The organism is Shewanella atlantica, from assembly GCF_003966265.1.
Taxonomy (GTDB): Bacteria; Pseudomonadota; Gammaproteobacteria; order Enterobacterales; family Shewanellaceae; genus Shewanella; species Shewanella atlantica.
Window position 1 is genome coordinate 581018 of sequence record NZ_RXNV01000001.1, and the last position, 12944, is coordinate 593961.

Annotated in this window: 10 protein-coding genes; 4 read left to right on the top strand and 6 right to left on the bottom strand. The window is 45.9% G+C overall.

Annotated features, from left to right (window positions below; genetic code table 11):
- Window positions 1–38 precede the first annotated feature (38 nt).
- Window positions 39–2246, bottom strand: a complete 2208-nt coding sequence (gene relA, locus EKG39_RS02480) for a GTP diphosphokinase (protein ID WP_126503882.1) — start codon at window positions 2244–2246, stop codon at window positions 39–41.
- Window positions 2247–2374: 128 nt separating this feature from the next.
- Entirely contained in the window at window positions 2375–3703 is a 1329-nt protein-coding gene (rlmD, locus tag EKG39_RS02485; protein ID WP_126503884.1) for a 23S rRNA (uracil(1939)-C(5))-methyltransferase RlmD, read from the bottom strand.
- 97 nt (window positions 3704–3800) lie between these two features.
- On the opposite strand from rlmD, the gene barA reads away from it, so the two are divergent.
- The 4 genes from barA to recN all read left to right on the top strand — a co-directional run bounded on the left by barA (window position 3801) and on the right by recN (window position 10341).
- On the top strand, window positions 3801–6611 hold the full coding sequence (barA, locus tag EKG39_RS02490; RefSeq protein ID WP_126503887.1) for a two-component sensor histidine kinase BarA: 2811 nt from the start codon (window positions 3801–3803) through the stop codon (window positions 6609–6611).
- Window positions 6586–7191, top strand: coding sequence for a YjaG family protein (locus EKG39_RS02495; protein ID WP_126503889.1), 606 nt, complete (start codon window positions 6586–6588; stop codon window positions 7189–7191). Before barA ends, EKG39_RS02495 begins: the two co-directional genes overlap by 26 nt.
- 434 nt (window positions 7192–7625) lie before the next feature.
- Complete coding sequence (locus tag EKG39_RS02505) at window positions 7626–8585, top strand: AEC family transporter (protein ID WP_185817507.1); 960 nt, start codon at window positions 7626–7628, stop codon at window positions 8583–8585.
- Between the two features lie 94 nt (window positions 8586–8679).
- Window positions 8680–10341 (top strand): DNA repair protein RecN, encoded by a 1662-nt coding sequence (gene recN, locus EKG39_RS02510; RefSeq protein WP_126503895.1) that lies wholly within the window; start codon window positions 8680–8682, stop codon window positions 10339–10341.
- Between the two features lie 79 nt (window positions 10342–10420).
- Here the strand turns inward: recN and EKG39_RS02515 are convergent, their stop codons facing one another.
- The 4 genes from EKG39_RS02515 to ribH form a co-directional block, all read right to left on the bottom strand.
- Window positions 10421–10915 (bottom strand): phosphatidylglycerophosphatase A family protein, encoded by a 495-nt coding sequence (locus EKG39_RS02515; protein ID WP_126503897.1) that lies wholly within the window; start codon window positions 10913–10915, stop codon window positions 10421–10423.
- Complete coding sequence (gene thiL, locus EKG39_RS02520; RefSeq protein ID WP_126503899.1) at window positions 10915–11874, bottom strand: thiamine-phosphate kinase; 960 nt, start codon at window positions 11872–11874, stop codon at window positions 10915–10917. The genes EKG39_RS02515 and thiL overlap by 1 nt, the downstream gene beginning before the upstream one ends.
- Before the next feature lie 115 nt (window positions 11875–11989).
- Complete coding sequence (gene nusB / locus EKG39_RS02525; protein WP_126503901.1) at window positions 11990–12394, bottom strand: transcription antitermination factor NusB; 405 nt, start codon at window positions 12392–12394, stop codon at window positions 11990–11992.
- An 8-nt stretch (window positions 12395–12402) separates the two neighbouring features.
- Entirely contained in the window at window positions 12403–12885 is a 483-nt protein-coding gene (gene ribH, locus EKG39_RS02530; protein WP_126503903.1) for a 6,7-dimethyl-8-ribityllumazine synthase, read from the bottom strand.
- Between the last annotated feature and the right edge of the window lie 59 nt (window positions 12886–12944).

Sequence of the window (12944 nt, forward strand, 5' to 3'; positions counted from 1 at the left end):
GCCGTCATTATCTTTTTCTAAAGCCAGTCATGCCAGCCTTATAACCTTCTGGCTTCACTCACACCGTCAATCTGCGTCAGCTTAGCGATCACTCTCGATAAGCCGTCTAAATTGTAGAGTTCGAGTTCAAGCTCAATCGCGGCGGTTTGAGTTTTAACATCTGATGAGGAGCTCATCGCCATAACATGGGTTTTCTCGGCCGCAAGCACAGATGTTAAGTCACGTAGTAATCCCGAGCGATCATTGGCAATAATTCGCATACGGATCTTGTATCCCCCGGAGTAGTTCTCCCCCCAGACAACATCAACAGCGCGTTCCGGATGAGCACGCATCAACTCTTTTACCTGTTCACAATCGGCTCTATGAACTGAAATACCACGCCCTTTGGTGATAAATCCGAAAATCTCATCTCCCGGTACAGGTTGGCAACAGCGGGCAATATGACTCATTAAGTTGCCAACACCATTGACTTCAACCTGACCTTTGCCCTTGCGGGTAGACTTGCTCTGGCTCTTCTTAACCAGATCTTCGACCGCTTCCTCTTCGGTCAGATCGTTGATCCGCATCTGGCTTTGAACATGGTTGACCACCTGATTAAGGCGGACATCACCACCACCGATTCCGGCCAGAAGATCATCCATGCTCACCATGTTAAAGCGCTCGACGGCACTTTGGGCATCTTTGATCTTAAGACCTGAACGAGAAAGCTCCGCTTCGAGCATCTCTTTACCGGCAACTATGTTTTTATCTCTGTCTTGCTGCTTAAACCAGTGCTGGATTTTCGAACGAGCACGGGAGGTGCGAATGTAACCTAAGTTAGGGTTTAGCCAGTCTCGTTTTGGATTTGGGTGCTTGGAGGTAATGATCTCAATCCGCTCACCCGTTTCAACCTGATAGGTAAACGGCACAATTCTGCCATCGACCTTAGCGCCGATACACTTATGACCAACGTGTGAGTGAATATAGTAAGCAAAATCCAGCACGGTTGAGCCCAGAGGCAGGTCGACAACTTCTCCGTTAGGGGTAAATACGTAGACCCGGTCTTCGAATACCTGACTGCGCACCTCTTCGACCAAGTTGCCACTTTCGGCGACATCCTCTTGCCATTGAAGAATTTTACGCAGCCAGTTAATTTTCTCCTCATAACCACTCTGCTTGCCGCCACTCGCGCCCTCTTTATATTTCCAGTGAGCGGCAACACCGAGCTCTGCATCCTCATGCATCTGTTCGGTACGGATCTGAATCTCGACCGTTTTCCCCTCCGGCCCGACAACTATCGTATGAATCGATTGATATCCGTTAGGCTTAGGGTTCGCCACATAGTCATCGAACTCCTTTGGGATATGGTGCCAAAGCGTATGAACAACACCGAGAGCACCGTAACAGTCCTGAAGCCTGTCGGTGACGATTCGAACGGCACGCACATCGAAGAGCTCATCGAATGTGAGGTCTTTGCCCTTCATTTTTTTCCAGATGCTGTAAATATGCTTAGGTCGGCCGTAGACTTTCGCTCGGATCTGGTCTTTATCTAATCTGGCCTGGAGTTGAGCGACAAAGTCATCGATAAAGGTTTCACGATCGAGTCGTTTTCCATCGAGTTGCTTGGCTATCTCTTTATAGGTTTCGGGGTGGAGGTAGCGAAATGAGATATCTTCAAGTTCCCACTTAAGCTGCCCAATACCGAGTCTGTTCGCTAATGGCGCGTAGATGTCGGCAATTTCACGGGCCAATAGCACCCGGGTCTCTTCGTCGGCATTTTTCACTTCCCGCAGCAGGCAGATCCGTTCGGCCAGCTTAATCACGACTGCGCGCACATCTTCAACCATGGCCAGTAGCATGCGGCGAATATTATCTATCTGGGGCTCTCCGGCCCGGGATTGATCATCGACCTTAAGTGCACCAATGGCATTCATGGTTTCAACACTACTCACCAATCTAGCCAACCCGATCCCAAAGGTCTCCTCTAACTTATCTTTAGACAAGATCCCCGCATCGAAAACAACAAACAGTACCGAAGCCTGGAGCGTCTCAATATCCATATTGAGCGGTGCCAGGATCTCAATCATCTCTCTTGCACGTTGGTTAAGAAGATCATTATCCTCTTTACCCTCGGCCACCATCGTATCTATACGGCTGATCAGTTCAAGTAAAGTCTGGGCTTCATCCGTATCACTAATATAGCGATTGACCCACTCCTCCAGCTGAAAATCCGGATCACTAAAATGTGCTTCTCGAACTGATACCATCTCAATAACGTCCTTAATTTATAATCTAAATGGGTATAAGTGACCCATGAAAGTCATCACCCTATCTTCAGCATTGTGCAGTGTTTGTCAATTAACAAACACTGACAAATATGATAATTAACGGTAAATTAATCCAATTCAAACAGCGCCATGGCTTCGATATGATGCGTTTGCGGGAACATATCGATTAAGCCTAACTTTTTAAGCTTATAGCCATGCTTTAACAGTGGCTCACTGTCCCGGGCTAAGCTCGAAGGATCGCATGACACATAAACTATCGCTTTAGGTTTCATCTTTTTCAACCATTGCAGGCTCTCAAATGCCCCCGCTCTGGCCGGATCTAATAATAGTTTATCGACCTTTCCCAGCCACGCCTCTTTAGAGAGGTCGGCACTGAGATCGGTATGAAAAAATGACACATTATCGAGCCCGCAGTCAGAAGCATTCTCTCTGGCCTGTTTGACCATTTCGGGAACACCTTCGACAGCAATGACTTCGGCGCCGGACTTTGCCAACGGCAGGCTAAAGTTACCTACACCACAAAACAGGTCTAACACCCGTTCATTTGGCTTTACCGACAGCCAATCGACGGCCTGTTTCACCATAGATTCATTGATTGCAGCGTTAACCTGAACAAAATTGCCGGGAGTAAAGTTTAGCTTCACATCGTCCAATGCATAATATGGCAAGGCATCACGCTCACCCAGGATAGTTAATTCACCTTCATTTCCCTGAACTATCAGACTGATGTTTTTCTCACTCGCGAAGGCGGTGAGTTTTTTTGCATCTTTATCAGAGAGAGCCTTAGTCATCCTTAATACGGCAAAATAGCCATTGTCGGCATCAATTAACTCAAGATGGCCTAAGGCCTTCTTACCCGAAAGTTGATTAAGCAACAGAGATAATGGCGCAATTAAATCTGATAATGGCTTAGCCAGTACCGGACACCCATCGATATTGATAACCTGTTTGCTCGCTGAGGCCCGAAAGCCCAGGGTAATTTGCTTACTCTCTTTGTTGTAGTAAGTCGCTAGTCGAGCACGCCTGCGATAATCCCACTCCTGACCGATTAACGCCGGTGCTAGAGACTCGGCCTCGGTATGACTCAACTTAGCCATAAGATCGACCAATGCAGACTGTTTATAGCTACGTTGTTTATCTATTGAAAGATGTTGAAGATCGCAACCGCCACATTGTTGGTAATGAGGGCACTTTGGTTCGACTCTGTCGACTGAATCAGACTCTATCTTAAGCAGCTTAGCGCGGGCATGACGCTTTTTTTGTTCGGTGAGCTGTACGGTCACCTTTTCGCTGGGAAGCGCACCGGGAATAAATACAACTTTCCCTTGGTGCTGCGCTATTCCGGCACCCAAGTGATCCAATTGAGTCACTTCCAAGGTGACTTTTGCCGATAGTTGCTTAGAACTGTTTGGTTTCGCTTTAAAAAACTGTGCCATTTAGGCCTCTAAATCAATAATAATACTGGCCAAGACTGCCTCTCTTCTGGCAGTCTAGTGTAACGTTTGTCAAGAAACTGGTAAATCAGCTAACCTAATGAATAATGCCAATAACATGACCAAATACAGTCTCCGTTCCTGGGTTCTGGTACTGGCGTTAGCTCCGACAATTCTGGTCGGGATATTACTGGGCAGTTATTTTACCATAAATCGTTTCTATGAACTCGAAGAAACACTCATAGAGCAAGGCGGCAATATTATTGAGCCCTTGGCGATAGCCGCCGAGATAGGGCTCGAAAAGAAAGATTTTGAAACCACTAAGAAACTGATCACCGCAGCCCAACTGAATAAATCGTCATTGGTCCAATTTATTGCCATTTTCGATACCAACAACCGAGTCATAGTCACCTCTCACCACTATAAAGATCACGAGCTCATGCGCTATGACCAGCCCTTAAGTAGCTTAATGCGCACCGAACTCGAACAAGTGGGTGATAGCCTCATTTTACGCAGTCCGATTTTCTCATCTGAACATGAACTCAAAGTTAACTCCTTCGAAGAACAGGATGCCGAACAGATCATTGCGACTAAGCTTGGATATATCGCGGTTCTTATTAATAAAGAAAATGCGCTATTGGAACAGCACAGAGCCGCAGTTGCCGCATTTATCATAGTATTAATCGGCGTTCAGCTGAACCTGCTATTTACCTTCAGGCTTGTCAAAAACGTCACCCAGCCGATCACCGAAATGGTGCGTGTCGTCGCTAAGATTCGTGAAGGTAAACTGGATACCCGTGTCGATGGCAATCTAATCGGAGAGCTTGATCTTCTAAAACGTGGTATCAATGCCATGGCCGGCTCTCTGTCCGACTACCACGACGAAATGCAACAAAATATTGATCAGGCAACTTCCGATCTACGGGAAACTCTGGAACAGATTGAGATCCAAAACGTCGAACTCGATCTGGCGAAAAAGCGAGCCCTGGAGGCCAGCAGAATCAAATCAGAATTTTTGGCGAACATGTCCCATGAACTCAGGACTCCGCTCAATGGCGTTATCGGCTTTGCTAAACAGCTGTTAAAAACCCCGTTACACTCCAGCCAACAGGACTACATCAATACTATAGAAAAAAGTGCAACTAACCTTCTGGGCATCATCAACGATATTCTCGACTTCTCGAAACTCGAAGCTGGCAAGATGGTGTTGGAAAACATGCCATTTGCACTTAGGGAAGTGCTCGATGATACCATCACACTACTGTCAAACAGCGCACGGGAAAAAGATATCGAGCTTGTAATCGATATTGAATCAGACGTCCCCGAAGACCTGTCCGGCGATGCAATGCGAATAAGCCAGATAATGACCAACTTGGTGGGAAATGCCATCAAGTTTACCGATCAAGGTAGTGTTCACCTCAAGCTGCAATTAACCGAATTCAATAATGAACAGGTTCATTTACGCTGTGAAGTCACTGACACCGGAATTGGTATTGATGAAAGCCAGCAAGAGATGTTGTTTCAGGCGTTTGGACAGGCAGACTCCTCTATCTCCCGTCGTTTTGGTGGCACGGGGCTAGGATTAATCATTACTAAGCGCCTGGTCAATAGAATGGGCGGGCAGATAGGTTGTATCTCTAAACTCGACAAAGGATCAACATTTTGGTTCACCCTTCCATTGCAGACCAGCCAATACCCTATGGGACAAATATTGCCCTTAGATAAATTGCAGGGCAAGAGTGTACTCTTATTAGAGCCCAGAAAGTTATCGAATAACACACTCAACAGGCTCGTTAATCACTGGGGAATGAAGGTGACTAACGCCCACTCTTTCGAGCAGTTAGGCAGCGTCCTTAACCAAAAAGAATCTTTTGATTACGCATTAATCGGCTGTAAGGGGTTAGATGCAAACGGAAATATATCGTCTCGACTGCAAGAGATAAAAGCACAGTGCCAATATCTGGTCTTACTATGCAGCAGTAATGAAGCCATCACTCATAATTTATTGCCATTTGTCGATAAGGTGATCCCGGCGCCAATAGGCGAAAAAGCATTGGCCCAAATCCTTATCGATCCTCAACCCGATTCTGACAGTGTTTCTTTATTGGAAGACTTAGGCATACCGGAGCCCATTGAAAGGCAACCTTTACGGGTCTTAGCTGTCGATGATAACCCTGCAAATTTAAAACTTATCGACACCTTGCTCAAAGAGCTCGTCAATCAGGTTACCGTGATTGATAGTGGCCAAGGTGCAGTGAGTATCGCGCAGGAGCGTAGCTTCGACCTGATATTTATGGATATTCAAATGCCGGGCACCGACGGTATCAGTGCCACTAAGCTTATCCGTCAGGATTCGTTAAACCGAAATACGCCAATTATTGCTGTCACGGCCCATGCCATTGCCGAGGAGCGTGAGCGAATTCAACAAAGTGGAATGGACGGATATTTGCCAAAACCTATCGATGAAGCGGCATTAAAAAGCGTCATCAGTCGCTGGAAGACCAGGCCTAAGTTCACTCACTTCGATCAATTTACACTAAACTGGGAGCTATGCTTAACCCAGGCTAATAATAAGCAAGACTTAGCGCTCGACATGCTGAAAATGCTGCTAGACTCTCTTCCGGAAACGACTCAACAGATAGAGGGTGCGCTTGAGCGGCTCGATGATAAGCAGATGCTGACTACCGTCCATAAATTGCATGGAGCTAGTTGCTATTGCGGTATCCCAACCACACAAAAGCTATGTCAGGAAGTTGAGTCAACATTAAAGCGAGGCTCGAGTATTGCCGATGTCGAACCTGAAATACTTGAGTTACTTGATGAGCTAACTAAGGTAGAATCGGCTGCAAATCAAGTAATATCCCAGTTATCAACGGACATAATCGATGACAATCAAACCAGGCTTCTTTAAGCGCGTAAAAGCATTAGATTTCCAACAGAAGAAAGTATTTGCTATTGCCTTATGCCAACGCATGCTTCCTAATTATCAGCTGTTTTCTCAAGTTTGTGAATTTGGCGATCCTCAGGTTTTAGACACTGTCTTAAACTTGCTATGGCAATCTTGCTACGATCAAAAACTGAAACTTAATATTGATATCTACCTGGAAAGGTTAGAACTTAACACGCCAGATGCTGCCGACTTTGATGTCTACGGCGTCTATCCGGCTATGGATGCATCCACTGCGCTCATCTCACTTCTCAGCGCCATTCAGGGGAAGGTAGAAGAGGATATCGTCAATATCAGTAAGCTTTCGTCGAGCACAGTCGCAAACTATATTGAAGCAATTTCTGATGTTGAGATGGATGAAGAAGCTTTCGATGACTACATTTTTAATCATGAAGTCATGGTTGAAGAGAAGACTTTGCAAGATTCTCTACTGCAACTTATCGAAGACAACCCTAAATTGGATGCAGGGTTTATCAAGGCATTACGTAAGGAGATCATTGAGGCAGGCGTGTCGAATATCGGCATAGCGACAGCGGAAGTTTAACTCTCTCTATTAAAGTCATGCGTAAATTGATTTATGAAGGTCATGTCCTGACCAACTCTGAGGGATTGACCGACACCTGGAAACTCATCATTGGAACACAGAGCCGTATAGGCTCTCTGTTTGAATTAAGAAGACAAGTCAGTTTCTATCAAGAGCTTGGCGTTCTTCCTCCCCTAAGAGTTAGTTTGCTAGCCGCAAAATCAGCTAAAAATGATAGCGCCAAAAAAGTGGGCAAGCCCGTATCAACCAAAAGAAGAAAGTCGAATTAATCTTCATTCGACTCTTCTTCAAGTGCCACCTCACAAACTAACCCTTTTCCCCATTAAGATAAAAAATTAAACACAAAATATCTGTGTATTAAGACCTTAGGGGAATACCAAGCTCCTCATGTTTTATGGTATTTGTAACACTTAATCGTTTCAGGGATGGTATTGATGTCACCTATCTTAACCCCGCTATTTTCAGTACTTGGGATCATGTTGTTAGGTTCACTAACCCAAAAGCTCAGAGTATTGCCGAGCGATACCGATCAGGTGCTAAACCAATATGTTTACTACATCGCCTTCCCGGCAATCATGCTGTTCGCATTGGCGCAGACTCCCATAGAGGAGATCCTTCAATGGGGATTTATTGCCGGTTACAGTTTAGCCATGCTGCTAACCTATTTATTGGTTGCCGTTACCTCCCTGCTCATCAATAAAAACCGTTCAGATATCGCGGCAGTACGAGCATTAAACACCACCTTCGGCAATACCGCATTTATTGGCATTCCATTGCTTTTAATGATGTTTCCAGGGCAACAAAGTGCGTTCGCGGCGGCAGCAATCGCAAGTTTACTCTCGGTTGTGGTATTTGCAATTGTACTGGTAACCCTGGAGCTATATCAGGGCGAGAAACAACAATCTGCGCTATTGACCATTACCCAGTCGCTGCAGCAGAACCCTATCGTCATAGGCAGTAGCATAGGCGTTATTCTTTCAGCGTTACAGATACAGATGTTTGATGCCTTATCTATGATGATAAAGCAGATTGGAATGAGCTCCAGCCCCTGTGCACTTTTTGCTATAGGCATGGTTCTGTCAAAGGCTCGCGGCACCAATCAGCACGGGCACACCAACAAGATAAACCAACTTATAGAATTAAGCTGGATTAACCTCTGTAAGCTGATCATTCAGCCCTTGCTCGCCTATATTTTATTGTCAGCCTTCTCCATCGAAGGAGATTATCTGAGCATGGGCGTTATTTTAGCTTCACTCCCCACTGCGGCCAGTGTCTACCTGCTGGCCCAAAGGTATCAGGTCAAGGCACAGATCAGTGCTCTGGCGATTATGTTGGGCACCTTATTGAGTATTTTAACTCTACCGATCGTTGATACTTTGCTTAACACTCACTGACGAGTTTAGTGGGCAATATTCACACAAAGCTTTACTGTATATAAAATCAGTATATACTGTTTAAAAACACAGTACATTTAAAAAGGATGTCGCTATGCTTTGCCAACTCAGTATCAATAACTTTGCCATCGTCCGCTTTCTGGAGCTTGACTTCAAACCCGGAATGACGAGTATCACTGGCGAAACGGGTGCGGGTAAGTCGATAGCCATTGATGCTTTAGGACTCTGCCTGGGTAACCGAGCCGATGCCAATACGCTCAGGCCTGGGGCGACCAAAGCTGAGTTTAGTGCCAGATTTTCTTTATGTGATGTGCCACTGGCAAAACGGTGGCTTGAAGATAATGACCTTGAATTGGATGATGAGTGTATCCTAAGGCGCACTATAGGCAGTGACGGCCGCTCCAGAGCTTACATAAATGGTAATCCAGTGCCATTAGCCCAAATTAAAAATCTTGGACAGCTGTTAATCGGGATCCACGGACAGCACGCTCACCATGCGATGTTAAAGAGTGAACACCAACTGACCCTACTCGACAGCTACGCCAACCATAGGCTATTACTGGAGTCTGTATCGAACAGTTTCCAACGGTGTAAGCTTATCGAAAAAGAACTTAAAGCACTTCAGCAATCACAGCATGAACGCATAGCCAGGAAACAACTGCTTCAATATCAAGTTGAAGAGCTGAACGAATTTGCCCTATTGGATGGCGAATTTGAACAGATAGAAGCAGAGCATAAGAGACTGGCAAACGGTACAGCGCTGGTTGAAGCATGCCGTAATGAGTTGTTTATCCTGCAGGATAATGATCAAGGCAGTGTAGAGTCACTCATTAACGCAGGAATAGGTCAGGCTCAAGAGTTAGAAACCTATGATCCACAACTAAATAGTGTGGTTAACATGCTGAACGAGGCTTTGATCCAAGTGCAGGAAAGCAGTAGCGAACTGGAACGTTACCTTGATGGGCTGGAGCTCGACCCGGAGCACTTTTCCTTTCTCGAACAACGGCTCTCTAAAGTCATGCTCTTGTCTCGTAAACACCAAGTGACCCCTAATGAACTCTACACACACCACCAGGCTCTGGTCGGCGAGCTTACATCACTCGATTCTGACGAGGAAGCACTCACTTCGCTTCAAGAGCAGGTAGATGCGAGTCGAGCCAGTTTCATCACTCATGCGAAAAAACTTAGCCTGAGCCGAGTCCGTTATGCCAAGGAACTTGATAAGAAAGTCACTCAATCTATACACGAATTGAGTATGCCGAAAGGAAAGTTCTGCATCTCAGTCAACTTCAATGAGTCCCATATCTCCCCTAACGGTTGTGACAGCATTGAGTTTTTGGTTACCACCAACCCAGGGCAACCATTACAACCAATATCTAAAGTCGCTTCGGGGGGCGAACTATCACGCATAGGTCTGGGTATTCAGGTGATCACTGCCAAGAAAGTCTCTACACCTACCCTGATATTCGACGAAGTCGATGTGGGGATATCGGGCCCGACCGCAGCAGTCGTAGGTAAAATGCTTCGTAGTTTAGGAGAATCGACTCAAGTACTGTGTGTGACTCACCTTCCGCAGGTTGCAGGTAAGGGCCATCAACATATGTTTGTCAATAAACAGAGTAGAGCCGGGAAAACAGAAACCTCTATGGTGCCATTGGATAAGACACAGCGCATAGAGGAGTTGGCTAGGTTACTGGGTGGCGATGTTATCACCAGTAATACACTGGCCAATGCAAAAGAACTTTTACACTCCTGAGATCTATACGGCTCTTCAGGTATCAAAAGCAGTTGTGGCACTCACGTCGAGTGCCACAGTATCGAAAGCATAAAAGAGTCTAAGCCAAATAGTAGGCCAAAGCCTGCAGGCAAGCTAAGGCAAAAATACCCGCAAGCACATCATCTATCATGATACCAAAGCCACCTTTCACCTTGGCATCCAGCCAGCGAATGGGCCAGGGCTTTATGATATCGAAGAAACGAAACAGGCCGAATCCAACAAGTAACCAAATCCAACCGGCTGGCGCCGCAATCATAGTGATCAGCAGACCGGCAACTTCATCCCAGACAATGGCGCCGTGGTCATGTACGCCCATATCTTTGGCGGCCTTGTCACAGATATAAAAACCGGCAATCACACTCAAGAGGGTGAGTGCCAGATACCAAGGCAAACTCAGGGGAGCCATGAGTAGGTATAAGGGAATCGCAGCTAAGGTGCCAAAAGTACCTGGTGCCTTAGCCGCCAGGCCGGATCCAAAACCTAAAGCTAAAAAGTGAACGGGATTAGCCAGTGAAAGGCGAGTCAATGCTTCATCTTTGGAGAATATATTCATCAGGAAAAATGCTCGAAACCTAGGTTATTCGGTATAAAACGCTCTCCATCGCGAATTAACTTTACGCAATCACCCGTAGTGATCTGCCCTATTTGAGTAAACTGAACTCCGGCATTGGCCAAGGCCGTCTCGAGCGCTCCCTTCTGCGCTTCCGGAACACTAAACAGTAACTCGTAATCTTCTCCGCCCATTAAAGCGTAGTTTAATGCTTCATCCATCGACACAGACTCAGTCACCGCACTCGATATAGGCAAGCGGTTAACATCAATCACGGCGCCAACTTGAGAGCATTTAAGCATATGTTTAATGTCAGATGCCAAACCATCGGAAAGATCGATGGCACTGGATGCTAGCCCTCTTAATGACTGACCCGCCAACACACGAGGTGTGGGGTAATAATGCCGGTTAATCAGGTATTCATGGTGCTCTGGATCGACTTGTCGTTTACCACGGATCACATCGAGTCCTAGGGCTGAATCGCCAATGGTACCAGTAACGTAGATCCAATCACCATTTTTGGCACCACTACGCTTTAACGCTTTTCCCGTAGGTACCTGACCATTTATCGTGATAGTAATTGAGCGAGGTCCGCGAGTCGTATCGCCACCAATTAATGCCACACCATAATACTCGGCGGCATCGAACAAGCCTGAGCTAAACTCCGTCAACCACTGTTCATTCACATCGGGGAGCGTTAATGCCAATGTCATCCAGGCAGGTTCTGCCCCCATGGAGGCTAGGTCGGAAAGGTTGACTGCCAGTGATTTGTATCCCAGAGCCTGAGGTGGAATATCGGGATAAAAGTGGACATTCTCAACCAAGGTATCACAAGATATCGCGATCGATTTATTCAATGCAGGCTGAACCAGCGCGCAATCATCACCTATGCTTAGCTCTACATCACGGCGCGAGAGAGAACGATTGGTAAAGAAGTTTTCTATTAATTGGAATTCTTTCACGGTAATAGGAACCCGTTAGATATTTGAGGTGAGTTAAAGAGAGTCGACAAGATCATTACAAACGAAAAATAGAATGAACAAAAAAAACGGCATCCTGAGATGCCGTTATCTTGTATTACTTACGACCGACAATCTTGTCGAGAATACCGTTTACAAACTTATGGCCATCTTCTGCACCAAAAGCCTTTGCCAGTTCAATAGCCTCGTTGATCGCAACCTTATAAGGCACATCCTTGCGAAATGTGAGTTCATAAGTAGCGAGTCTCAATACGGCTTTCTCAATAGGAGACACCTCATCAAATGGGCGCTCCACATGAGGAGTGATAAGCTCGTCTAACTGAGACTGTTTAGTTGTGGTACCTGTTAGCAGCTCACGAAAGTAAGCAACATCAACACCATCAACTTTTTGCTCAGTGAGAAACTCATGTTCCACATCGGCAACATTATTTCCGCTTAACTGCCAAGAGTAAATAGCTTGAACGGCTAAACGACGGGCCTTACGGCGCTCAGAAGGCTTCATTTTTATTCCTAATCTTGCAACTGCTGTTCTAGTTCTTGCAGTACATTAACCATTTCAAGCAGGCCAAGTGCAGCTTCGCCGCCCTTATTACCCGCTTTAGTACCAGAGCGCTCAATTGCCTGCTCTATGGTATCGGTAGTCAACACACCGAATGAAACAGGAAGATCAAACTCAAGTGCGATTTGAGCTAAACCTTTGTTACATTCACCTGCAACAAAATCAAAATGTGGCGTACCGCCACGGATAACTGCACCGAGTGCAATGATCCCATCAAATTTACCGCTGGCAGCTACACGACGCGCCGCAAGTGGTAACTCAACCGCTCCGGGAACACGTACTACTGTGATATTATCATCAGAGACTTGACCGAAACGTTTAAGTGTATCAACCGCACCTTCAAGCAGGCTTTCAACAACAAAGCTATTGAAGCGTGAAACTACGATAGCGATTTTGGCGTTTTTCGACTCGATATTACCTTGAACTACGTTCATTTATCTTACCTAAATTAGCTTATTTACCCAGCACGGGCGCGGAAGAGGCGGTATGATAG

Bases quoted from the DNA above. Each gene is read 5' to 3' on its own strand.
- nusB (WP_126503901.1), bottom strand. From the start codon at position 12,394: ATGAAGCCTTCTGAGCGCCGTAAGGCCCGTCGTTTAGCCGTTCAAGCT.
- relA (WP_126503882.1), bottom strand. From the start codon at position 2,246: ATGGTATCAGTTCGAGAAGCACATTTTAGTGATCCGGATTTTCAGCTG.
- EKG39_RS02495 (WP_126503889.1), top strand. From the start codon at position 6,586: ATGACAATCAAACCAGGCTTCTTTAAGCGCGTAAAAGCATTAGATTTC.
- ribH (WP_126503903.1), bottom strand. From the start codon at position 12,885: ATGAACGTAGTTCAAGGTAATATCGAGTCGAAAAACGCCAAAATCGCT.
- rlmD (WP_126503884.1), bottom strand. From the start codon at position 3,703: ATGGCACAGTTTTTTAAAGCGAAACCAAACAGTTCTAAGCAACTATCG.
- EKG39_RS02505 (WP_185817507.1), top strand. From the start codon at position 7,626: ATGTCACCTATCTTAACCCCGCTATTTTCAGTACTTGGGATCATGTTG.
- EKG39_RS02515 (WP_126503897.1), bottom strand. From the start codon at position 10,915: ATGAATATATTCTCCAAAGATGAAGCATTGACTCGCCTTTCACTGGCT.
- recN (WP_126503895.1), top strand. From the start codon at position 8,680: ATGCTTTGCCAACTCAGTATCAATAACTTTGCCATCGTCCGCTTTCTG.
- barA (WP_126503887.1), top strand. From the start codon at position 3,801: ATGAATAATGCCAATAACATGACCAAATACAGTCTCCGTTCCTGGGTT.